The organism is Phyllobacterium sp. P5_D12, from assembly GCF_054049495.1.
Window position 1 is genome coordinate 1 of record NZ_JBFUMG010000025.1, and the last position, 22241, is coordinate 22241.

Below are 22241 nucleotides of genomic sequence, written 5' to 3' on the forward strand. Positions count from 1 at the left end.
CCCCTCCGCTCTCACCGCCGCTCATCGCACCTTGCCGCTCGGCTCGCGCGTCAAAGTAACCAACCAGCGCAATGGCAAGACGGTCGTGGTGCGCATCAACGATCGGGGGCCGTTTGTCAGGGGCCGCATGCTCGATCTCTCGAAAGGTGCGGCTAGCCGCCTTGGCTTTATCGGCGCTGGCCACACCAATATCTGCATGGCCCGCTTGTAACCTCGCAGGATGTTGATGCCGTCTCGGCATTGACCTTGACCATTGAACGTGACATCGCCATGTGAACACTCCTAATCCTGTCGGGGGACGTTCCATGGCACTCAAAGTCGCGGTCCAGATGGACCATATCAATTCAATCCGGATCGCTGGCGATACAACTTTTGCGCTTTGCCTCGAGGCGCAAAAACGCGGTCACATACTCTACCACTATACCCCCGACCGGCTCAGCATGCGCGATGGCGTGGTTTCTGCGCGCGTGGAAGAACTCAGCGTCCGCGATATCGAAGGTGATTATTATACGCTGGGAGAACCGGTTTCGCGCGATCTGTCGGAAATGGACGTGGTTCTGCTACGCCAGGACCCGCCCTTCGACATGAATTACATCACGACCACGCACATGCTGGAGCGGATCCATCCGAAGACGCTTGTCGTCAACGATCCAGCCTGGGTGCGCAACAGTCCGGAGAAGATTTTCGTCACCGAGTTTCCCGATCTGATGCCGGAAACGCTGATCGCCAAGGATCCATTGGAAATCGCGGCATTCCGCAAGGAATTCGGCGATATCATTCTGAAACCGCTTTATGGCAATGGCGGCGCAGGTGTGTTTCACTTGGCCGATGGCGACCGCAACTTGACGTCATTGCTGGAAATGTTCGGCCAGATGTTCCGCGAACCATTCATCGCACAGCGTTATTTGAAAGATGTGCGTTCGGGCGACAAACGGATCATCCTGATCGATGGCGAGCCTGTCGGCGCGATCAACCGAGTGCCATCTGAAACCGACTCGCGTTCCAACATGCATGTGGGCGGCCGCGCCGAGAAGACTGAACTCACGGATCGTGAACGCGAAATCTGCGCGCGTATTGGACCGTCCTTGCGCGAGCGCGGTTTCATTCTGGTGGGTATTGACGTGATCGGCGACTATATGACCGAGATCAATGTCACTTCTCCGACGGGCGTTCGCGAGGTCAAACGTTTCGGCGGGGCAGATATTGCGGCGCTGTTTTGGGATGCGGTGGAAGCCAAACGACAGTAATTCTCATCCCTCCGATCTGTGCACTTATTGTTCTTGTCATGCAGATTGAAGTGTGCTGATGTACGTTCTTTAGCATTCTTCATTTTCAAACGTCTGCATTTTCAAGAAAGATTTCATGGTTACCCGCGTTCGTACGGTTGCCTTCCAAGGTATTGAAGCTCAGCCTGTCGATGTGCAGGTGATGATTGCCCCCGGCAAAATGGGAATGCATATCGTCGGTCTTCCGGACAAGGCGGTCGCCGAAAGCCGGGAGCGGGTCCAGGCGGCACTACATGCCTCCGGGCTATCAATGCCCGTCAAGAAGGTGACGGTGAATCTCGCGCCTGCCGATTTGCCCAAGGAAGGAAGCCACTACGATCTGCCGATCGCCGTGGGGTTGATGGCGGGGCTGGGTGCGATGCCCGCCGACGCATTTCAGAACTATGTGGTGCTGGGTGAACTGTCACTTGATGGAACCATTACCCATGTCGCGGGTGTGCTGCCCGCAGCAATTGCTGCCAACCGGCAAGAGAAGGGGCTGATATGCCCGGCATCCTGTGGCCCGGAAGCCGCATGGGCCGGCTCAGACATCGATATTCTTGCGCCGCGCAGTTTGATCCAGCTTGCCAATCATTTTCGCGGTACACAGGTCCTGTCACGTCCTGAGCCCGTCATGCAGACGAGCGCGCTGGGACTGCCAGATCTTGCAGATATAAGAGGCCAGGAAAGTGCGCGGCGCGCGCTGGAGGTCGCGGCAGCGGGTGGACACAACCTCTTGATGATGGGCCCGCCAGGATCCGGCAAATCCATGCTGGCGCAGCGTCTGCCCTCCATCCTTCCGCCATTGCTGCCGCGTGAGTTGCTCTATGTCTCGATGATCGCCTCGATCGCCGGCGAACTCATGGGCGGCAAACTGACGGACAGACGGCCATTTCGCGCACCGCATCACTCGGCATCTATGGCGGCTATGGTTGGCGGTGGTATTCGGGCAAGGCCTGGCGAAGTCTCGCTGGCCCGTCGCGGCGTACTGTTTCTCGACGAGTTTCCAGAGTTTACGCCGCAGGTTCTGGATTCGTTGCGCCAACCCCTGGAAACCGGTGAATGCATGATCGCGCGCGCCAATCACCGTATCTCCTACCCGGCGCAGATCCAGCTTGTTGCGGCTATGAATCCGTGCCGTTGCGGCATCGCGGGGGAACCCGGCCATCAGTGTGCGAGGGGGCCACGATGCCGGCAGGATTATCAGGCGAGGATTTCTGGCCCCCTGCTGGACCGTATCGACATCAGGATTGACGTCCCGTCCGTGAGTGCTACCGATCTCATAYGCCCGCACTCTTCGGAAAGCAGCGCATCCGTCGCTGAACGGGTCGCGCGAGCGCGGACAATCCAAAAGAGGCGCTACGAGGAATTGGGGTTTCCAACGATCACCACAAACTCGCAGTGCTCAGTTGCTCTGATCGAACAGGTGGCACAACCGGATGAACCCGGCGTTTCCTTGCTGCAGCAGGCGAGCGAGCAAATGCGCTTCTCCGCCCCGGGCCTATCATCGGGTGTTAAAAGTTGCGCGGACCCTTGCAGACCTCGACCGACAAGAAATCGTCGGGCGCATTCATCTTGCCGAAGCCATCTCGTACCGGATGGGTGCGGATTCGATGTCGACAGCTTGAGCAGAGCTACCTCACGAGGCGATTCCGTTAACACACATAAAAACTGCCAGACCTTCTGATCTGGCAGTTTTTGAACTCGGTTGAGGTCGACTTCGCCCGATTATTGGACCGAACCGACCAGAATATTGGTGGGAGCCTCAATGCTGACCCAGCGACCCGAATTGTTGGTCGCCTGGCGTTTAAGGTAGGTATATGGGGTTTCTGACCAGTTCTTTACGCCGTCAACAAGGTTATCAAGGACGAAGTCACCCTTGTCAGTGCGGACGGTCAGCACAGCGTGACCTTCACCATCGGGTTTGCGCACCACGGTAATCAATAGATTTGCCGGAGAAATGCCCGACTGCATCAGGTCGCGTCGCTTCAAAAGGACATAATCCTCGCAATCGCCAACCTTGTCAGGATAKGCCCAATATTCTTCAACGCCGTAGATTTCCATATCGGTCAATGGCTTGATCTTATGGTTGTCATTGCTGTTGACGTTGACGATCAACTGCCAGAAATCATGGTTCATCTTTTCGGGCATGACATTCCGGCTGCGTATGGAGCATTCTTCCGGGAGCCGCTTGCAGAATTCATAATGGCCGATTGGCTGTGATGTCAGCCCTCCGGTGGTCATGAATGCTTCGGAGGCAGAAGCGACGTTTGCGCCAAGCGTACCCGCGAAGAGCGCCACGGCGACACCTATGGTCTTTACAACCCCTGCTACCCCGAACATGCTTTACTCCAGACCCGATCGCTATCGTTAACAAAACGTTAATGGCGGGAGGGGACATGAGTCAATCACAATGGCGCCACGATCCAGCCATTGTTAATATATGGTTAAAATTTGAAATTTCGCATTCCCCCAATATTCATGAGGGCTCCAGCGATGCGTCAGAAATTGCGCCGGCTACTCGAAATTGGGGCGGGCACAAGATTTTGGCCACGGGGGAACATACGATAGCCTGTTGATTTCAAATGGTTTATTGTCAAACGAGAGGCGCCGCGATTAGCAAGACTACCAAATCGCTTTGATACGGCCCGGCGTTTCACCAATACATCCGACGGATTAGATATCAGGCGCGCTTTGCGATCGGCGTCACGTTGGTCTTGCGGTTCATTTGTGCGTGATCATTAACAAACTGGACAATGCGTGGCGCAATCTCTGCACGAAACCGCGAGCCATTGAATACGCCGTAATGGCCAACCTTCGGTTGCAGGTAATGCATACGCATCTCGTCCGGAATATTGACGCACAGTGTCTGGGCAGCCTTGGTCTGGCCGACGCCGGAGATATCGTCGTTTTCCCCTTCGACTGTGAGTAGCGCAACATTGCGAATAGCGGAGGGATCGACCGGGAGGCCCCGGTGAGTCATTTCGCCTTTCGGCAATGCCTGGCGAACGAATACCGTATCCACAGTCTGCAGATAGAATTCCGCGGTCAAATCCATAACGGCAAGGTATTCATCATAGAATTCACGATGCTTGTCAGCGGAATCGCCGTCTTCGTGCACCAGATGCATAAAGAATTCCTTGTGGGCAGTGATGTGGCGGTCGAGATTCATGCTCATGAAGCCTGACAGCTGCAGGAACCCCGGGTAGACATCACGCATGAACCCGCCATGCGGCCACGGAACCGACATGATCACGTTATCGCGGAACCAGTTGATCCCCTTTTCTTCCGCCAGCTTGTTGACGGCAGTCGGATTCTTGCGGGTGTCGATCGGCCCGCCCATCAGCGTCATGCTGGAAGGTGCGAATCTATCCCCATTGGTCTCCATGATGGAGACGGCGGCAAGCACCGGAACGGATGGCTRACAGACGGCCACGACATGCATATCTTCGCCCAATGCATGAAGCATTTCAATAACATAATCGATGTAATCATCGAGGTCGAATTTACCGTCGCTCAGCGGGACGCTACGGGCATCAACCCAATCGGTGATATAGACCTCGGCATGCGGCAGCAGCGCTTCCACCGTGCCACGAAGCAAAGTTGCATAGTGACCCGACATCGGCGCCACCACCAGAATCTTCGGGTCGGCAGGACGTTTGGCATTCAATGCACGTTTGAAATGGATGACGTTACAGAACGGTTTCGACCAGACGATTTTTTCTTTTATGTCGKTTTCGACACCATCTACGATCGTTGTCGGTAAGCCGAAGGAAGGTTTACCATAGCATCGCGTCGTGCGCTCGAACAGCTCGCACATCGCGGTAACCGAGCGCCCGACGACGGTTTGGGACAATGGATTCAAGGGGTTATCGTAGAATAGCTTGGTGGCGTCGGCGAGTGCGCGGTAGGGTTGGAGTGCGGCATGGTTCAGTTCATAGAGCTGATAAAACATCCAATTTCCGATCGATCAACACAACGCCAGTTCCAAGAACTTCTCCCTTAAATATGAAAGATTTCTTGACTGGTCAGTGACCGTAGCGGGTTTCTTCAATATTGCAATTCAACAATGGGATAAGGTCGGGTATAGATGTTCACAACTTCGCGTGCTGGGAACCACGGCCCGCCAGCGATCAAGCGCCTTCGACGACCAGCATCTCTCCATCGGCCACGGTGATGCGAATTGCCTTAGCTGCTTGATATTCCGGAGAATTATAGCAATCAACAGCCGCCTGAACCGAGGGGAATTCGATGACAACATTGCGGCCGCGAGCCTGACCTTCAAGCACATGGTACTGGCCGCCACGAGCTAGAAAATTGGCACCGTATTTTTCAAAAGCCGGTTTCGCCGTGGAAATATAGTCCTTGTAGCGTTCTGCATCCCTGACATCGATGCGTGCAATCCAATATCCCTTGGCCATCCTACATTCTACCTTTCACAACCAAATTACCCGACTGGGTTGAAAATCTTGCACCATTTCAGCCGATTGTTGTGCGAGATTCAATAATTCTTGCGTAGGTTATGCCGAAAGTTGTCTAGTTCTTGCCTCACGTTCCGCTTCAGGCGTTGGACATTTCTGCAAGAATAGCTTCTGCGGCCGCTTTCCGGTCTGAAGCGCCGACGATCGGCCGGCCGACCACCAGATGACTTGCACCGGAACGCAGCGCATCGGCTGGTGTCATCACCCGTTTCTGATCGCCCACGTCGGCACCGGCCGGACGGATTCCAGGGGTGACGATGGCCAGCTCCGGTCCGACGATCTTGCGGACRGCGGCAGCTTCCGTTGCCGCGCAGACAATCCCGCCCATTCCCGCCTGAAGCGCTTGCTCGGCGCGGATGAGGACCAGCGTATGGGGATAATGTTCGTAGCCTGCATCGGCCAGGTCCTGCTCGTCCATCGAAGTCAGCACCGTTACACCGAGAAGGCAAAGGTCCGATCCCTTGGCTGCCTCAACTGCAGCCCTCATCGCCTTGGGGTAGGCGTGCAACGTGAGCATGGAGACGCCCATCCTGACGATGTTCTCGACACCCTTGGCGACGGTGTTGTCGATGTCGAGAAGTTTCATGTCGAGGAAGACTTTTTTGCCTGAGCTGACAAGTTCGCTGGCAAAGCCAAGCCCGCCGGCAAATGCCAGCTGGTAGCCGATCTTGTAGAACGACACCGTGTCGCCAAGTTCGCTGACCGCCTGTTCGGCTGCGTTCAATGTCGGCACATCAAGTCCGACGATCAGGCGCTCGCGCAAGGCCGCATCCGTCATGACAAATCACCCTTTTTGTTGATCGAACCTCAATCGCACAGATCAACCGGATAGGAAATATGCTAGCGCAAGTTTTGTCTATCGACGAGAAATGGCGAATCTCGTGTGGTCGATCAAGGATTGGCACGCGCGCTGCATCGATTTGGCAGTTCGCTCATCCTTGAACGAACCATCCTCGGCGAATGCATCCTGGGCGCGCGGCACCGAGCATTGTTCCGTAATGATCTGGGTGCCAACATTCATCAGCACGGCACGCAGATGGTATAGACAGCGTATGCCTGCGAAATTGCCGTTCGAGGACGAGCACAGCGCCACGACCTTTCCCGCATAGGGCTTGAGCGGCTTGTCGCCGTCGTTCGAGATGCGACTAACCCAATCGATGGTATTCTTCACAAGCGGCGGAATCGACGAGTTATATTCGGGCGATGCGATCAAAATGCCGTCATGCGCGGCGAATAGCCGGCCAAGTTTCATGGCATTTTCCGGAATGCCCTTTTCCTCTTCCAGATCTTCGTCCATCAGTGGCAGCGGATAGTCGATCAGCGCAATCCGTGTGACATCGGCGCCGAGTTCCACCAACGTCCTGACCGCAACATTTGCAACCTGGCCACTAAAAGCGCCCGTACGGTTCGAGCCCGCGAAAACAAGAATTTTCGGCAGCATTGAGTTCCCTCTGAGGAATTTACCAGACGACGGGAAGACTATAGGGGGTCAATCGACCCGGCGGTAGACCCACAAACGCGCCGGCGGCACATTACGGATAATGAAATCGAGATGTTCGATCTTGTAATTGCCACGCCCGGCCGGAACCGGCGACATCGGTCCATAGGTGATCTGCACAATCGGACGGCCATGCGGAATGCGGCGCAGCAAATCTTCGATGATCTTGACGCGGTCGCCGACGGGGAAATTCAAAAGTGGTACCGCAGAAACGACCGAATCGAACTTCTGCTCGCGCTTGTCGCCGAGGGTCACATCCAGATTGAAAGCATCGCCCTCGATGATATTCACGCCGGGAAAATCCTCGCGCAAATGCTGGGCAAAATCCGATGAATATTCGACGCTGTAGAGCTTGGTCGGAGCAACGCCGCGATCGAGAATTGCGCGGGTAATAACGCCGGTGCCCGGCCCCAGCTCAAGCACGGGAAGGCCCGAGTGCGGGTTGACGACGCTGGCCATGCGGCGGGCAGTAATGGAACTTGTCGGCAGGATCGAGCCCACAGCCTTGGGGCCATGCATCCATCCCTTGAAGAACCGGATTTCCTCGCCGAACTTTTCGGCCAGCTTCTTTCCCAAGGGTCGTGACATCCCGCTTATCCTCCGTCGCAGTTAGACAAGTTTATGACGCAACCCATGGCGGAAGCAAGACCGGCACCCGGAAAAGTTCCAATAAAATTATTCGCTTAGGCCCTCGAAGAACTCTTTCATCCGCGCAAAGAAGCCCGACGATTGCGGGCTGTTGTCTTGCGACGATATGCGGTCGAACTCTTCCAGCAACTCGCGCTGACGCTTGTTGAGGTTCTGCGGCGTCTCGATTGCGATCTGAATATAGAGGTCACCCATGGCCGGCTGGCGCAGCACCGGCATGCCCTTGCCTTTCAGGCGGAACTGCTTGGCGTTCTGCGTACCGTCCGGAATCTTGACGCGCGTCTGCGTACCGTCGAGCGTCGCTACCTCGAACTGGCCGCCAAGTGCCGCAGTCGTCATCGAGATGGGCACTTTGCAATAAAGATCGGCACCATCGCGCTGGAAGAATTCATGCGGCTTCAATGAGAGGAAAATATAGAGATCGCCGGCGGGTCCGCCACGCAAGCCCGCTTCGCCCTCGCCCGTAAGCCGGATACGCGTGCCGTCTTCGATGCCGGCCGGAATATTGACCGAAAGAGCGCGCTCCTCGGTTATACGCCCCTGGCCACTGCACTTCGGGCAGGGATCCTTGATGATCTGGCCGCGGCCATGGCAGGTCGGGCAGGTGCGTTCGATCGAGAAGAAACCCTGTGCCGCCCGGACACGCCCGGAGCCGCTACAGGTGCTGCAGGTGACCGGCTGCGTACCTGGCTTGGCGCCACTGCCCGAGCATTCGTCACAGGTGATCGAGGTCGGGACCCTGATCTGCGCCGTCTTGCCCGCATAGGCTTCTTCCAGCGTTATTTCCATATTGTAACGCAGGTCCGCACCGCGCTCGCGCCCGCCTGACCGGCGCTGGCGTCCACCGCCCATCATCTCGCCGAAAATGTCTTCGAAAATATCGGCAAAGCCACCGGCGCCACCAAACCCGCCGCCGCCATTCATCCCGCCGTTTTCGAAGGCGGCATGACCGAACCTGTCATAGGCAGCACGTTTCTGCGGGTCCTTCAGGGTTTCATAGGCCTCGCCGATTTCCTTGAAGCGGTGTTCGGCATCGGCGTCGCCCGGATTCTTGTCTGGGTGAAATTGCATTGCCAGTTTACGGAAAGCGCTCTTCAGCTCTTTCTCATCAGCGCTTTTCGCTACGCCGAGGGTTTCGTAATAGTCAGCCTTCATCCAGACACTCATTCCCAGAAAATCGCAAACGCTTCTTCAGAAGCACATTTAAAGGCGGTATTTAGGTGTTCACGCCCGTGAATGCCATAGCCAACTTATATTGATTCGCCCGAAATGGCGCATATTTGCTGATTATTGCGTTTGTGTGGCAAGCGCTCCACGAATCTGAGACGTATGTTTAGCTTGTTCAGTGCCAACCCTGGAACTCATAATAGCGCCAATCGTCATCGGCGATCGAATTTTCCCAGTGCTTAAGGTCTTCCCAGCTTTTGTCGGCGATTGTCGAAGTGTCATAGTCGACATCCTCATCAAAAGATCGGGGCCCGCCGGTAAGCTTTGCTATCACTGCACTTGTCAGGTCAGCAAATCGCAGTTGAAAGCTGTCGGAAGCTGCAAATCTGATCGACACCGTCATTTTGAATTCCGATAGCCGGGCCAGATCTTCCGGGCTAAACCAATCGGCGTCTTCGGGGTTAAAATCCTCGACGTAGAGTTCGAATCCACTCACCAGATCCTTGTCTTTCAGAATGTCAAGCTTCGGGTTGGACAAGCGGAACTTGAAAGGGAGAAATCCCGAGTGTTTAGAGAAACTGAAGCCCGGGTAAATCTCGCAGGTCATTTCAAATTTGTTGAGTTCACTGATCATATCAGGAATTATATCGTCCGATATCTCATTCAGATGTACCCAGTACTCCATGCTCATATGTGGTCCTTTCAAATGTTTAAAGCTATTTGGATCGTTCACAAAAAGGTCACGTCACGAAATTCGATCACGCTGTGAATTGCGCATGTTCTTATTATGTTCCATCGCAAGAAAATATCAATTATCCAAAAGGCCATAGCGAACCTGCTCACAAACAAAAAAGCCCGGCACGATGGCCGGGCTTTTCATTAGAACGCAGTGAAGTCAGTTAAGCGGACTTCTTCTTGCCGTCTTCGTCGATTTCTTCGAAATCGGCATCGACGACATCATCATCCGCCTTGGCGGTTGCATCGGCTTCGCCACCTTCGGCAGAAGCGGCCTCGGCAGCCTGCGAGGCTTCATACATGGCCTGACCAAGCTTCATCGAAACTTCGGCAAGCGTCTGGGTCTTTGCCTTGATCACCTCGGCATCGTCGCCTTCGACCGCCGTCTTCAATTCGGCAAGAGCCGTCTCGATGGATGCCTTGTCCTCGGCCGAAACCTTGTCGCCATAATCCTTGAGTGACTTCTCGGTCGAATGGACCAAAGCTTCAGCCTGGTTCTTCGACTCGACAGCCTCGCGGCGCTTCTTGTCGCTTTCGGCATTGGCCTCGGCGTCCTTGACCATCTTTTCGATGTCTGCATCGGAAAGACCGCCGGATGCCTGGATACGGATCTGGTGCTCCTTGCCCGTTCCCTTGTCCTTGGCCGAGACGTTGACGATACCATTGGCGTCGATGTCGAACGTCACCTCGATCTGCGGAACGCCGCGTGGTGCGGGGGGAATGCCGACGAGGTCGAACTGGCCTAGAGACTTGTTGTCGGCAGCCATTTCACGCTCGCCCTGGAAGACGCGGATCGTCACGGCGGACTGGCTGTCCTCGGCCGTGGAGAAGGTCTGCGACTTCTTGGTCGGGATCGTCGTGTTGCGCTCGATCAGACGGGTGAAGACACCGCCAAGTGTTTCGATGCCGAGTGAAAGCGGGGTAACGTCGAGCAGGAGAACGTCCTTGACGTCGCCCTGCAGAACGCCGGCCTGAATGGCAGCACCCATGGCAACAACTTCGTCAGGATTTACGCCCTTGTGGGGTTCCTTGCCGAAGAAGGCTTTCACGATTTCCTGGATCTTCGGCATGCGGGTCATGCCGCCGACGAGAACCACTTCATCGATCTCGCCAGCCTTGAGGCCGGCATCCTTGAGAGCCGACTTGCAAGGCTCGACAGTGCGCTGAACCAGATCATCGACCAGGCTCTCGAACTTGGCACGGGACAGTTTCATCGTCAGGTGCTTCGGACCGGTAGCATCGGCGGTGATGAAGGGCAGGTTGATTTCGGTCTGCTGGGCGGACGAAAGCTCGATCTTGGCCTTTTCGGCAGCTTCCTTGAGGCGCTGCAGAGCAAGCTTGTCGTTCTTCAGATCGATGCCCTGTTCCTTCTTGAACTCGGCCGCAAAATATTCGACCAGACGCATGTCGAAGTCTTCACCGCCAAGGAACGTATCGCCATTGGTGGATTTGACTTCAAAAACGCCGTCGCCGATCTCGAGGATCGAAACGTCGAAAGTACCGCCGCCAAGATCGTAGACGGCAATGGTCTTGCCTTCCTTCTTGTCSAGGCCATAGGCMAGSGCRGCCGCRGTCGGCTCGTTGATGATGCGCAGGACCTCAAGGCCAGCGATCTTGCCGGCATCCTTGGTAGCCTGACGCTGGGCGTCGTTGAAGTATGCAGGAACCGTAATGACAGCCTTCTCGACCTTTTCGCCAAGATAGGCTTCCGCCGTTTCCTTCATCTTCTGCAGGATCATCGCCGAGATCTGAGATGGCGAATATTTCTTTTTGTGAACTTCTACCCATGCATCGCCATTGTCGCCTTTGACAATGTTGTAAGGAACAAGCTTCTTGTCCTTTTCGACAGTCGGGTCTTCATAGCGGCGACCGATAAGGCGCTTTACCGCAAAAACCGTGCCTTCCGGATTGGTGACAGCCTGGCGCTTGGCCGGCTGGCCAGCGAGGCGCTCATCGCTATCCGTAAAAGCGATGATCGAAGGCGTTGTGCGTGCACCTTCTGCATTTTCAATAACCTTTGCGTTTTTGCCATCCATGACAGCGACGCAGGAATTGGTGGTACCTAGATCAATACCGATAACTTTAGCCATTACTCTTCTCCATTCAGCAGGCTGCCGGGACCTCTGCCGAGCATTCCATACGGCAGCCTCTAGGGGTTTCACAGTCCAGAGCCGCCGGGATGGGCGGTTCTAGCGTGTTGAGGGCTATATAAGAAGCGGAAAATTACCATGCAAGTCAGAAGAGGCTGCATTTGCATGCTTAATCACCCTAAAAGACTCGGCAAAATGCTTTTTTCGCCCCATATATCGCCTATGACCGACAATGCACTCCATCTCCCCTTGCCTGGACATCGCCGGAGCCGGCTTATCAACAGGCTGCACACCTGGCTGCTGCTGGCGGGAAGCCTGCTGTTGCTCATCGTTTGCGCGTGGACCCTGGCGGGGCCAGCCGGCATCATATACGCTTTCGTGTTTGGCGGCATCAGCCTTTATGCCATCAGGCGCATAAGTCCTCAGATGGTGCTGACGATGTATAAGGCAAGGCCTGTGACGCGCGCCGAATTCCCGCAAGGACTGGCGATCGTCGAGGAGCTTGCGCGCCGCGCCAGCCTGCCAAAGCCGCCGAAACTACATGTCATACCCTCGCGCATGATGAACGCCTTTGCTGTGGGGCGAAGAGACAATTCCGTCGTCGCGGTTACAGATCAGCTCATTCGGGCACTGACAGCGCGCGAGCTCACTGGCGTTCTTGCACATGAAATCAGCCATATTCATAACGAGGACCTCAAGGTGATGGCCTTGGCCGATACGGTCTCGCGCTTTACCTCGCTGATGTCCACTGTCGGTATCGTTTCCCTCCTGTTCAACATCACCTGGATGGCCAGCGGATCGGCGGCGCAAGTGCCGTGGCTCGGCGTGATCGTGCTGCTGTTTGCGCCGACCATTGGCGGATTGCTGCAGATGGCGCTGTCGCGCACCCGCGAATTCGATGCCGATCTCGGTGCAGCAATGCTGACCGGCGATCCCGATGGTCTCGCCAATGCACTGACCAAACTGGAGAAGGCTCAAGGCAGGATCTGGGAAAACCTCATCCTTCCCGGCGGGCGCATTCCCGACCCCTCGATTCTCCGCACGCACCCGCTGACTGAAGCCCGCGTGGCGCGGCTTCACGCGCTAAAAGAAGCGTGCGATATGGCAGCGCGCGGCGATATATTAACGGAGCTGGAGCTGAAGCCGGAGGACCATATCCGCACGCGCCCCAGATCTGTCCCGCAGATCGGTCAGCAATATGGACGCTGGAACTCCAACAATCTGGAAATCCTGTCGCTAATCAACACCCAGGCAACGCACCCGATTGTGCAGGGCAGCGAAGCGGAATGCGAAGCTTGCGCCCAAAGCCTTTATACGCCAGACGGCAAGCCGCGCGTGCACGTGGCGCGCGGCGGCGTGTACTGGTGAGTTCTCCGGATTAAACCGTTTCCCAATTACCGCTCTCGCCTGCACGATAAACGGCGTCGATCAACTTTTGATTGAGGACGGAGTTTTCCAGGGTGAACACTTCGACATCCTCGCCCTGTGCGGCACGGGCAAAGGCTTCCACCTCAAGGCAATAGTGGTCCACATTGCCGAAGTTGTATTCGGTCGCGGTTCCATGGTTGGCGTCATGCAGCGTGATCTTGGCGTGGTCGTATTTGCCGGTGTTGAACGGCGCCAGGACCTCGATGTAGCCCTTGTCGCCATGGAAGGCGATTGACTGGCGCGCGGCGAGCTGCGTTGCGACATAGAAGGTCAATTCGAAATCCGCGAAGTCAGCACGGACACTCGCATAGCGATCGGTACCGAAGTCCGGATCGCGCTCGATGGTCGCCATGGCGCGTACGGGTTCCTTGCCGGTCACGAAGCGTGTCGCCACAGTCGGGTAGACACCGATATCGGGCAAGGCGCCGCCACCCAGCGACAGCTGGTTGCGCATATTGGTCGCGTCCTTGTTGAAATAGGTGAACGCAGCCTGCACCTGTTGCAGGCGGCCAATGGCGCCTGTCGCTATCAGTTCGCGAACCTTCAGCCATTGCGGATGATACGTCACCATGAAGGCTTCCGATATCAGCACGCCATTGGTGTCGCGGGCGCGCTGCAGCGCCGCGATCTCGCTGGCGTGCAACGAGATCGGCTTTTCGCACAGGACGTGCTTGCCGGCCTCGGCGGCCTTCAGGCACCATTCCACATGCTGTGATGTCGGAAGCGGAATATAGACGCCGTCAATATCATTCGAAGCCAGCATGTCATCGTAGGAACCAAAGGCGTGCGGCGCGCCAAAACGGTCAGCGACAGCACGGGCTTTCGCAAGGTCGCGGCTGGCAACGGCCGACAGGACCGAATTCTCCGCATTGCATATGGCGGGAATGACCGCCGTTACTCCGATTTTTGCCGTCGACAGAATACCCCAGCGAAACATGATGACATCTCCTTCTCGTCGGCGCGCAACCTAGGTCGTAAACTTGAAGAAATCAATGAAGGCGCGCAGTGCCGGGCGGATCTGACGGCGGCTCGGGTAATACAAGTAARCGCCGGGAAACGGCGCGCACCAATCCTCAAGCACGCGGCGGAGTTTGCCTTGAGCTATGGCTTTCGGCGCCATGTGTTGCAGCAGGAACGCAACGCCAGCGCCGCCGAGGGCCGCTTCGACAACAAGCCGGTCATCGCCAAGAATAAGCGGCCCGTTTACATCAAGGACGATCTCTTCGCCATCCTTTTCGAATTCCCAGCGATAGACCCGCCCGCTGGAGAAGCGGCGGCGGATGCAGAGATGATCGAGAAGATCGCGCGGGTGCCTCGGCACAGCATGGTTTTCGAAATAGCCCGGCGTGGCAACGATGCTTGCTGTGATCGCGTCGCTCATGCGCACTGCAATCATGTCTGGCTCCAGGCTTTCCCCAAGCCGCATGCCGGCATCGACACCTGTCGCGACAATATCGTTGAACGGTTCCTCGACGCGCAGCTCGAGCGTCACGCCGGGATAGGCCTCGCTGAAGGCAGCAAGTCGGGGCGCGAGCAGCCAGTGGGCGGCGAAAGGCGGAACACTCAGGCGCAGATTTCCGGCAACGCGGCTGTTCGCCTCCTTGACCGCATCGAGCGCAAGATCGATCTCGCCAAGGGCCGGACGAAGCCGTTTGAGCAGCAGCGCGCCCTCTTCGGTCACGGCGACGCTGCGCGTCGTCCGGGCAAGAAGCCTCACGCCCAAACTCTGCTCCAAGCTGGAAATCGCGTGACTGACCGCCGACGGCGCGATGCCCAGTTCCTTGGCCGCGCCACGAAAACCGCCACTCGCCGCGACCGTCGCAAAGATTGCCAATTGGGGAAGCCGGGAACGATCCATTGATCTATCATATAGAACAAGCTGTAAAAATTTAAGCCAATTATCGAACACTGCTCCACGTTTTACCTTCCACCCATCACACGTGAAGGAGATCAGTGATGGAAAAACGCAAACTCGGAACAGAACTCAGCGTCTCGGCAGTGGGCCTCGGCTGCATGGGCATGACCTTCGCCTATGGCGGACAAGATGAAGCCGATGCAATCCGCACACTGCATCGCGCAGTGGATATCGGCGTCACCTTCTTCGATACGGCGGAAGTCTATGGGCCGTTCGACAATGAAATCCTTATCGGTAAGGCGTTCAAGGGGCGCTGGGACAAGGTGGTGATCGCCACCAAATTCGGCTTCAAGATCGCCGACGAAGGCGAGGGCATATCGCGCATGGTCGGCGTCGACAGCCGGCCGGAACATCTGAAGGCCGTTGCCGAAGCATCCCTTGGACGACTCGGTATTGAGCRGATCGACCTTTTCTACCAGCACCGCGTCGATCCGAACGTTCCGATCGAAGATACGGTCGGAGCCATGGCCGACCTCGTCAAACAGGGCAAGGTGAAAGCCCTTGGCCTCTCCGAAGCCAGTGCCGCCACAATCCGCCGTGCCCACAAGGTGCATCCGATCGCTGCGGTGCAGAGTGAGTATTCGCTGTGGAGCCGCGAGCCGGAGAATGATGTTCTTGCCGTCTGCCGCGAGCTTGGCATCGGCTTCGTGCCGTATAGCCCGCTTGGACGCGGTCTCCTCACCGGCACGATCAACAGGCCGGATGAACTCGGCACCGATGACTGGCGCAAGACCTTGCCGCGCTTTCAGGCCGAGAACATGGATGCCAATGCGGCCGTGATTGCCACACTCAAGGGACTGGCTGCGGACAAGGGCGTCACACCGGCACAGCTGGCGCTGGCCTGGGTGCTGCACCAGGGCGCCTTCATCGTACCGATTCCCGGCGCCCKCAAGATCAAGCATCTCGAAGAGAATGCAGCTGCGGCTGATATTTCCCTGTCTGCCGCTGATCTCGCCAAGATTGGCGACGCGCTCTCGCCGGCGCGGGTGGCAGGAAAACGCTATACGGAGGCGTCGCTTGCACTCGTGAATGGCTAATCGGACTTAAAATTACTGGTGACAGAAGGGAACAGCCATGGCTGTCCCTTTCTCGCGCCCTTGACAGGCGAATCGGCGTGAGGCCTATTCCTGACCGTCGCTGACCACTTTTAAAAGTTCGCCGGCGGTTGTATATCGCGCAAGATCGATTTGTCTCAACAAGCCGCGCCATCCTCTATTTTGCCTGGCGCCGAACCTGGAATACCATGGAAAAAGCAACGAAAAAGTCCCTTCGGCGTTGGGCTGTCGGATTGGTTCTTCTGGCAATCCTCGCTTATTTTGTCCCTTATCTGGTCATCTTCTATCTGATCTGCGGCCTTTACGATTTATCGCGCAACAAGAATTTGAACCTGCAGGTTATCGAGCAATATTTCTTCGGCAATGGCATGTTCACCTGGGTCCTTTCACCGCTGAACATCCTGCTCGATATCCTGTCACTGCCCTACGTCAACAAGGGCGTTTACAAGCTGCAGGACCTTCCGGCCGATTATCAAGCCGAGGTGAAGCGCCTGATCACAGCGACGCAGAAGGAAAACATCGTTGGGCAGTTGCAGGCACGCGCCGAACAGCAGGCGCGCAGCATGTTCTTTTTCAAATGGTATGGCAAAGACCAGCCGAGCTTCGCCAACGTGCCGTCCTTCTACGAAAAGTACAATTTCGTGAAAACGATCGGTGTGTCTGTCTTCAACAAAAAGAATTCGACTTCAAAGCACTTCGGTCCGATCCGGGCGACGATACGCGTGCTTTACAACATCAATGACATGAACGATCGCACGGCCTATATCTGGTGCGGCGATACGACGAGCTACTGGAAAGACGACAAGCTGTTCATCTTCGATGACACGCTGATGCACCAGTCCGTCAACCAGACCGATCAGACGCGCTATTGCCTTTTCGTCGACATCCTGCGTCCGTCCTATCTGCCGGGCCTGTTTGCCGCCATCGTTTCGTTCATGGGCGTTATTCTCAAGGGCAGCAACTCGATCTTCTACAAGAACTGGAAAGTTATCCAGAAATAGGGCTTTCGAGCTCGGAGGTCTGACCCTCCCCCCAGAGGTCTCTGAACCTACCTTCCGCCCTGCGATTCAATACAAAAGGCCCTCCCCGCTGCTACGCAGCTTCCCTCCCCACAAGGGGGAGGGTGGGAGCCAGGCTACTTATCCCCGCAGCACGCCACCGGTCTGTTTGCCGACGCTTTCAACGATGCGTTTTGTAAGCGCTTCCAGATCCTCATCGGTCAAGGTGCGCTCCACGGGCTGGATGGCCACCTCTATCGCAACCGACTTCTTGTCAGCGCCAAGCGATGCGCCTTCGAAAAGGTCGAAAACCTGAACCCCGGTAATCAGCTTCTTGTCGCCGGCAAGTGCTGCGCGGACAATGGCACCTGCTTCCACGGCCTTGTCGACCACAAACGCAAAGTCACGCCGCACAGTCTGAAAATCTGAAAGATTGAGCGCCGGCTTGGTGCGTGTCGCCTTCTGCTTTGGTTCCGGAATGGCATCGATAAAGACCTCGAAACCGCAAAGGCTCCCAGAGACATCGAGGGTTTCCAGCGTCTTCGGATGGAACTCGCCGAAGGTTCCGAGGATTACCTTTGGCCCGAGCTTGATCGTGCTGGAACGCCCGGGATGATACCAGGCGGGACCGCCACTTTCGATCTGCAACTTATCAATGGGAGCGCCGCACGCTTCGAGCACGGCAAGTGCGTCGGCCTTTGCGTCGAAGACGCCAACTGGCCCAACACTACCCGACCAGTGACGGCCAAAGCCTTCGAGCTTCGCGGTACCCCGGCGAACACCGGCGGCAACGCGGCGCTGTGCTTCCGGCGTATTGCCTTCATAGGTGCCGGAGACTTCGAACAGCGCGAGGTCGTTGAAGCCGCGATCGGCATTGCGCTGAGCGGCGGCAAGCAGGCCCGGCAACAGCGATGGGCGCATGTCGGACATGTCGGCCGCAATCGGATTGGCAAGCTTCAGTTCGCTCTGACCGCCGCCGAATGCTTTCGCTGAAGCTTCCGAAATGAACGACCAGGTAACCGCTTCCATCATGCCGCGCGAAGCGAGTGCCCGGCGGGCATTGCGCGTACGGATCTGCAACGTGGTCAAGATCTTGCCGTTGACCGCCGCATGGCTGAGCAGGGGCTGCGGATCGATCTGGTCGACGCCATGAATACGCATGACCTCTTCGACGAGGTCGGCCTTGCCGTCTATATCCGGACGCCATGACGGGATCACCACATCAACAAGCTCACCGCTCCCTTGCGGCTTGAAGCCGAGGCGAGACAGGATATCGAGGCTCGTTTCAGCCGGAACATCGATGCCGGTAAGCCGCTTGACCTCCGATGCGGGGAACCGGACTGTCTTCGGTGTATGGCCCTTGTAGCCGATGACTTTCGCTTCGGATGGCGTACCGCCGCAGAAATCGAGAACCAGCTGTGTGGCAAGCTCAAGACCGGGGATCATGAACTCAGGATCGACGCCGCGCTCGAAACGGTAGCGCGCATCGGTAATGATACCAAGCGTCCGGCCTGTACGGGCAATGTTCATTGCGTCCCAAAGCGCGGACTCGATCACGACATTGGTGGTGTTCTCATCACAGCCAGAGTGTTCGCCGCCCATGATACCGCCAATCGATTCGACCCCATCAGCATCGGCGATGACTACATTGTCCGGACCAAACGTATATTCCTTGCCGTTGAGGCCGAGAATCTGTTCRCCTTCCCGGCCGCGGCGCACGGTGAGATTGCCACTGACCTTGTCGGCATCGAAGACGTGCAACGGACGGCCGCGATCGAAGGTCAGATAGTTGGTTATGTCGACGAGCGCATTGATCGGGCGCAAGCCTATGGCGATCAACCGCTGCTGCAGCCATTGCGGGCTGTGACCGTTCTTGACGCCCTTGACGGTACGCCAAGCGAAGCCGGGGCAAAGATGGGTATCTTTGCCAAGATCAAGATGAACGTCCACCAGCGCGGGCCCTGCGCCTTTGACAGGCACGATCGGCCGCTGCTTGAGCTTGCCGATACCGGCTGCAGCCAAGTCGCGGGCAATACCGTAGACACTCGTGCAGTCCGGGCGGTTCGGCGTCAAATTGATCTCGATGACCGGGTCGTCGAGGCCGGCATAGGCAGCGAAGCTGGTTCCCACAGGCGCATCTGCGGGCAAGTCGATGATGCCATTGTGCTCATCGGACATCTGCAGTTCGCGTTCGGAGCACATCATGCCATGGCTCTCGACACCACGGATCTTGCCGACCGACAGCGTAAGGTCGATGCCCGGAACATAGGTCCCTGGAGCTGCGAATGCGCCGATCAGGCCGGCGCGGGCGTTCGGCGCACCGCACACCACCTGCAGCGGCTTGCCGTCGCCCGTATCCACAGTCAAAACCTGCAGCTTGTCAGCGTCCGGGTGGCGGGAAGCTGTCAGCACCTTGGCAATGACGAAGGGCATTAGCGCCGACTTGTCATCAAGATGCTCGACTTCCAGACCGATTCTTGTCAGGGAATCGACGATCTCTTCGAGTGAAGCCTCGGTCTCGAGATGGTCTTTAAGCCAGGAGAGTGTGAATTTCATGATTTTCACTCGTTTTCAAAATTTCGAGGTTTCGAGGTTTCGGCAAGCGCCTTCGTCCCCGTGAAGTCTGATGGCGCGTTACGCGCTCAGGCCTCCGAACAGCGTCGGCATGTCGAGCGGGCGGAAGCCGTAGTGCTGAAGCCAACGCACGTCGGCATCGAAGAAGGCGCGCAGGTCCGGCATGCCATATTTCAACATGGCAATGCGGTCGATGCCCATGCCCCAGGCAAAACCCTGATACTCGTCCGGATCAAGACCGCCGGCGCGCAACACGTTCGGATGCACCATGCCGCAGCCGAGAATTTCCATCCAGTCGGTGCCTTCACCGAATTTCACTTCCTTGCCAGAGCGGTCGCACTGGATATCGACCTCCAGTGATGGCTCGGTGAAGGGGAAATAGGACGGGCGGAAGCGCATCTTCAGCGACGGCACTTCGAAGAACGCCTTGCAGAATTCTTCGAGCACCCATTTCATGTTGGCGACATTGGCCGACTTGTCGATAACCAGCCCTTCAACCTGATGGAACATAGGCGAGTGGGTGGCGTCGCTATCCATGCGATAGGTCTTGCCGGGAATAACGATGCGGATCGGTGGCTTCTGATTTTCCATCGTACGAATCTGCACCGGGCTTGTATGGGTACGCAGCACCCGTCGCTCGCCGTTCTCGTCGGGATTGAAGAAAAAAGTGTCGTGCATCTCGCGAGCCGGGTGACCCTCGGGAAAATTGAGCGCGGTGAAGTTGTAGTAGTCGGTCTCGATATCCGGACCTTCCGCAATGGAGAAGCCCATATCGGCGAAGATCGCGGTGATTTCATCGATGACCTGGCTGATCGGGTGGATACGTCCCCGTTCTGCCGGCGCGGCGCGTACAGGAAGCGTGACATCCACCTTTTCCTTTTCAAGACGCACAGCGATGGCGGCATCCTTGAGGGCATTTCTGCGCGCGGTGAGTGCTTCCGTAATACGATTCTTCAAGCCGTTGATGGCAGGTCCCTTGAGCTGCCGCTCTTCCGGCGACATGGAACCGAGCGACTTCAGCTTTTCCGAGATCGAGCCCTTCTTGCCGAGAGCTGCAATGCGGACGGCCTCGATGGCCGTTTCGTCATTGGCTGACTCAATCTGCGCGGCAAGCACGCTTTCCAGTTCTACCAGGTCGTCCATCGTTCTTCACCTGTTGGTTTCTTGAGATCCCTGTCATTTCTCTCGAAATGACCGCCTCTTGCTCGTCGATGCAGAAAATCGAAAAACCCGCGCCAGCCGAGCCAGCGCGGGTTTCCCAAATCTATATTTCCGGAATGCTTTGGGAGCGCTGGTCCTTACTGCGCCGCGTGTCCAATTGGACACGCAAAGGACGCAGTAACACCTTTACTGGCGCATGATCCTTTCCAAAAATCAAAATTGATTTTTGGGGTCAAGCGTGAACAGCGCCTTCAAAAGCGTTCGGAGTTGTATTCTTGAGATATTCAAGCGCCTTCTTGGCAGAAGCCACGAGCGAGCCGAATGCCTCCGGCTCGTGGATCGCCAGATCCGACAGAACCTTGCGGTCAACCTCGATACCCGACTTCGACAGACCGTCGATGAAACGGCTGTATGTCAGGCCATGTTCGCGGACAGCGGCGTTGATGCGCTGGGTCCAGAGCGCACGGAAAGTACGCTTCTTGTTCTTGCGGTCGCGATAAGCGTACTGCTTCGAACGATCGACTGCGGCCTTGGCGGTCTTGATGGTATTCTTGCGGCGGCCACGGAAACCCTCGGCCTGCTTCAGAACTTTTTTATGCTTGGCGTGGGACGTAACGCCCCGTTTTACACGTGCCATGATATGATCTCCTTACTGAGATGGATAACGTTTGCCCGATCAGAGACCGTTAGGCAGGAACTTCTTCACGATTTTCGCATCTGGCTCGGAAAGAACCATCGTGCCGCGTGCATCACGAATGAATTTGTTCGAACGTTTGATCATGCCATGGCGTTTGCCAGCGGCGGCGGCTTTGATTTTGCCAGTTCCGGTAATCTTGAACCGTTTCTTGGCAGCAGATTTGGTCTTCATCTTGGGCATTTTGCTACTCCTGATTTTCTTTCTTGAGGTCCCTGTCGTTCCTACGGAACTCCACGCCTCTTGCGAGGCCCGTTTCGCTCCAAAGAGTTTCGGGCCTCTTGTTTTGACTTCAGGCCGACCAAAGCCTGAAAGCATACAAAACCGCCACGGCATGCCCTGCCGGGCGGTTTGAACGCGTGCTTATTACCAGAAGTCAGAAAAAGCGCAACAGTTGAATCGCGTGAGCGGGCGAAAAGCTTAGTAGAGTCGCAGCAGAACCGGCAGAATGTGTTGCCCTTGCAGATATTCCACGAACTCGAGCAATGGATAGGAGACGAAGAATACAAGTCCGTCGGTGAACGTCCTGTAC

The 22241-nt window shown here is 56.5% G+C and carries 20 protein-coding genes and 2 pseudogenes; 6 read left to right on the forward strand and 16 right to left on the reverse strand.

Annotated elements, in window-relative coordinates; translation table 11 throughout:
* The 3 genes and pseudogenes from ACXJ5O_RS03630 to ACXJ5O_RS03640 all read left to right on the forward strand — a co-directional run.
* Positions 1 to 211 (forward strand): septal ring lytic transglycosylase RlpA family protein (locus ACXJ5O_RS03630; protein WP_457298699.1); only part of this gene is annotated, 211 nt, incomplete at its 5' end.
* A gap of 94 nt (positions 212 to 305) precedes the next feature.
* Positions 306 to 1247, forward strand: coding sequence for a glutathione synthase (gshB, locus tag ACXJ5O_RS03635; protein ID WP_457298700.1), 942 nt, complete (start codon positions 306 to 308; stop codon positions 1245 to 1247).
* 115 nt (positions 1248 to 1362) lie between these two features.
* Positions 1363 to 2893: pseudogene (locus ACXJ5O_RS03640) on the forward strand (YifB family Mg chelatase-like AAA ATPase).
* 100 nt (positions 2894 to 2993) lie between these two features.
* Here ACXJ5O_RS03640 and ACXJ5O_RS03645 read toward each other — a convergent pair.
* From ACXJ5O_RS03645 to dnaK, 9 genes are all read right to left on the reverse strand, one after another.
* On the reverse strand, positions 2994 to 3608 hold the full coding sequence (locus ACXJ5O_RS03645) for a transglutaminase-like cysteine peptidase (protein ID WP_457298701.1): 615 nt from the start codon (positions 3606 to 3608) through the stop codon (positions 2994 to 2996).
* Positions 3609 to 3948: 340 nt separating this feature from the next.
* Positions 3949 to 5220, reverse strand: a complete 1272-nt coding sequence (locus ACXJ5O_RS03650) for a polyhydroxyalkanoate depolymerase (RefSeq protein WP_457298702.1) — start codon at positions 5218 to 5220, stop codon at positions 3949 to 3951.
* A 178-nt stretch (positions 5221 to 5398) separates the two neighbouring features.
* A complete protein-coding gene (locus ACXJ5O_RS03655; protein WP_457298703.1) occupies positions 5399 to 5686 on the reverse strand; it encodes a DUF1330 domain-containing protein in 288 nt (95 codons plus the stop codon).
* A 139-nt stretch (positions 5687 to 5825) separates the two neighbouring features.
* Positions 5826 to 6524 (reverse strand): orotidine-5'-phosphate decarboxylase, encoded by a 699-nt coding sequence (pyrF, locus tag ACXJ5O_RS03660; protein WP_457298704.1) that lies wholly within the window; start codon positions 6522 to 6524, stop codon positions 5826 to 5828.
* 78 nt (positions 6525 to 6602) lie between these two features.
* The gene (locus ACXJ5O_RS03665) at positions 6603 to 7187 is read right to left on the reverse strand and encodes an NADPH-dependent FMN reductase (RefSeq protein WP_457298705.1); all 585 of its coding nucleotides are present in this window, start codon (positions 7185 to 7187) and stop codon (positions 6603 to 6605) included.
* Positions 7188 to 7235: 48 nt separating this feature from the next.
* Positions 7236 to 7832, reverse strand: coding sequence for a phospholipid N-methyltransferase PmtA (gene pmtA, locus ACXJ5O_RS03670; protein WP_112524803.1), 597 nt, complete (start codon positions 7830 to 7832; stop codon positions 7236 to 7238).
* A gap of 87 nt (positions 7833 to 7919) precedes the next feature.
* Entirely contained in the window at positions 7920 to 9047 is a 1128-nt protein-coding gene (gene dnaJ / locus ACXJ5O_RS03675; RefSeq protein WP_114429739.1) for a molecular chaperone DnaJ, read from the reverse strand.
* Positions 9048 to 9234: 187 nt separating this feature from the next.
* Positions 9235 to 9750 (reverse strand): hypothetical protein, encoded by a 516-nt coding sequence (locus ACXJ5O_RS03680; protein WP_457298706.1) that lies wholly within the window; start codon positions 9748 to 9750, stop codon positions 9235 to 9237.
* Positions 9751 to 9958: 208 nt separating this feature from the next.
* Entirely contained in the window at positions 9959 to 11884 is a 1926-nt protein-coding gene (dnaK, locus tag ACXJ5O_RS03685; RefSeq protein ID WP_114429737.1) for a molecular chaperone DnaK, read from the reverse strand.
* A 222-nt stretch (positions 11885 to 12106) separates the two neighbouring features.
* Between dnaK and ACXJ5O_RS03690 the strand changes: the two genes are divergently transcribed.
* Positions 12107 to 13252 (forward strand): zinc metalloprotease HtpX, encoded by a 1146-nt coding sequence (locus ACXJ5O_RS03690; protein WP_457298707.1) that lies wholly within the window; start codon positions 12107 to 12109, stop codon positions 13250 to 13252.
* 10 nt (positions 13253 to 13262) lie between these two features.
* Here the strand turns inward: ACXJ5O_RS03690 and ACXJ5O_RS03695 are convergent, their stop codons facing one another.
* A complete protein-coding gene (locus ACXJ5O_RS03695) occupies positions 13263 to 14249 on the reverse strand; it encodes a Gfo/Idh/MocA family protein (protein WP_457298708.1) in 987 nt (328 codons plus the stop codon).
* Between the two features lie 30 nt (positions 14250 to 14279).
* Positions 14280 to 15170 (reverse strand): LysR family transcriptional regulator, encoded by an 891-nt coding sequence (locus ACXJ5O_RS03700; protein ID WP_457298709.1) that lies wholly within the window; start codon positions 15168 to 15170, stop codon positions 14280 to 14282.
* Positions 15171 to 15268: 98 nt separating this feature from the next.
* Between ACXJ5O_RS03700 and ACXJ5O_RS03705 the strand changes: the two genes are divergently transcribed.
* Both ACXJ5O_RS03705 and ACXJ5O_RS03710 read left to right on the forward strand, forming a co-directional pair.
* A complete protein-coding gene (locus ACXJ5O_RS03705; protein WP_457298710.1) occupies positions 15269 to 16264 on the forward strand; it encodes an aldo/keto reductase in 996 nt (331 codons plus the stop codon).
* Between the two features lie 206 nt (positions 16265 to 16470).
* Positions 16471 to 17283 (forward strand): aspartyl/asparaginyl beta-hydroxylase domain-containing protein, encoded by an 813-nt coding sequence (locus ACXJ5O_RS03710; RefSeq protein WP_457298711.1) that lies wholly within the window; start codon positions 16471 to 16473, stop codon positions 17281 to 17283.
* Positions 17284 to 17421: 138 nt separating this feature from the next.
* On the opposite strand, the gene pheT is transcribed toward ACXJ5O_RS03710, so the two are convergent.
* The 5 genes and pseudogenes from pheT to ACXJ5O_RS03735 form a co-directional block, all read right to left on the reverse strand.
* Positions 17422 to 19836, reverse strand: coding sequence for a phenylalanine--tRNA ligase subunit beta (pheT, locus tag ACXJ5O_RS03715; RefSeq protein ID WP_457298712.1), 2415 nt, complete (start codon positions 19834 to 19836; stop codon positions 17422 to 17424).
* 78 nt (positions 19837 to 19914) lie between these two features.
* Positions 19915 to 20997 (reverse strand): phenylalanine--tRNA ligase subunit alpha, encoded by a 1083-nt coding sequence (gene pheS / locus ACXJ5O_RS03720; protein WP_457298713.1) that lies wholly within the window; start codon positions 20995 to 20997, stop codon positions 19915 to 19917.
* Positions 20998 to 21247: 250 nt separating this feature from the next.
* The gene (gene rplT / locus ACXJ5O_RS03725; RefSeq protein ID WP_224507582.1) at positions 21248 to 21652 is read right to left on the reverse strand and encodes a 50S ribosomal protein L20; all 405 of its coding nucleotides are present in this window, start codon (positions 21650 to 21652) and stop codon (positions 21248 to 21250) included.
* 39 nt (positions 21653 to 21691) lie between these two features.
* The gene (rpmI, locus tag ACXJ5O_RS03730; protein ID WP_106713409.1) at positions 21692 to 21892 is read right to left on the reverse strand and encodes a 50S ribosomal protein L35; all 201 of its coding nucleotides are present in this window, start codon (positions 21890 to 21892) and stop codon (positions 21692 to 21694) included.
* Between the two features lie 237 nt (positions 21893 to 22129).
* Positions 22130 to 22241 (reverse strand): annotated as a pseudogene (locus tag ACXJ5O_RS03735) (methyltransferase family protein); the annotation flags it as partial.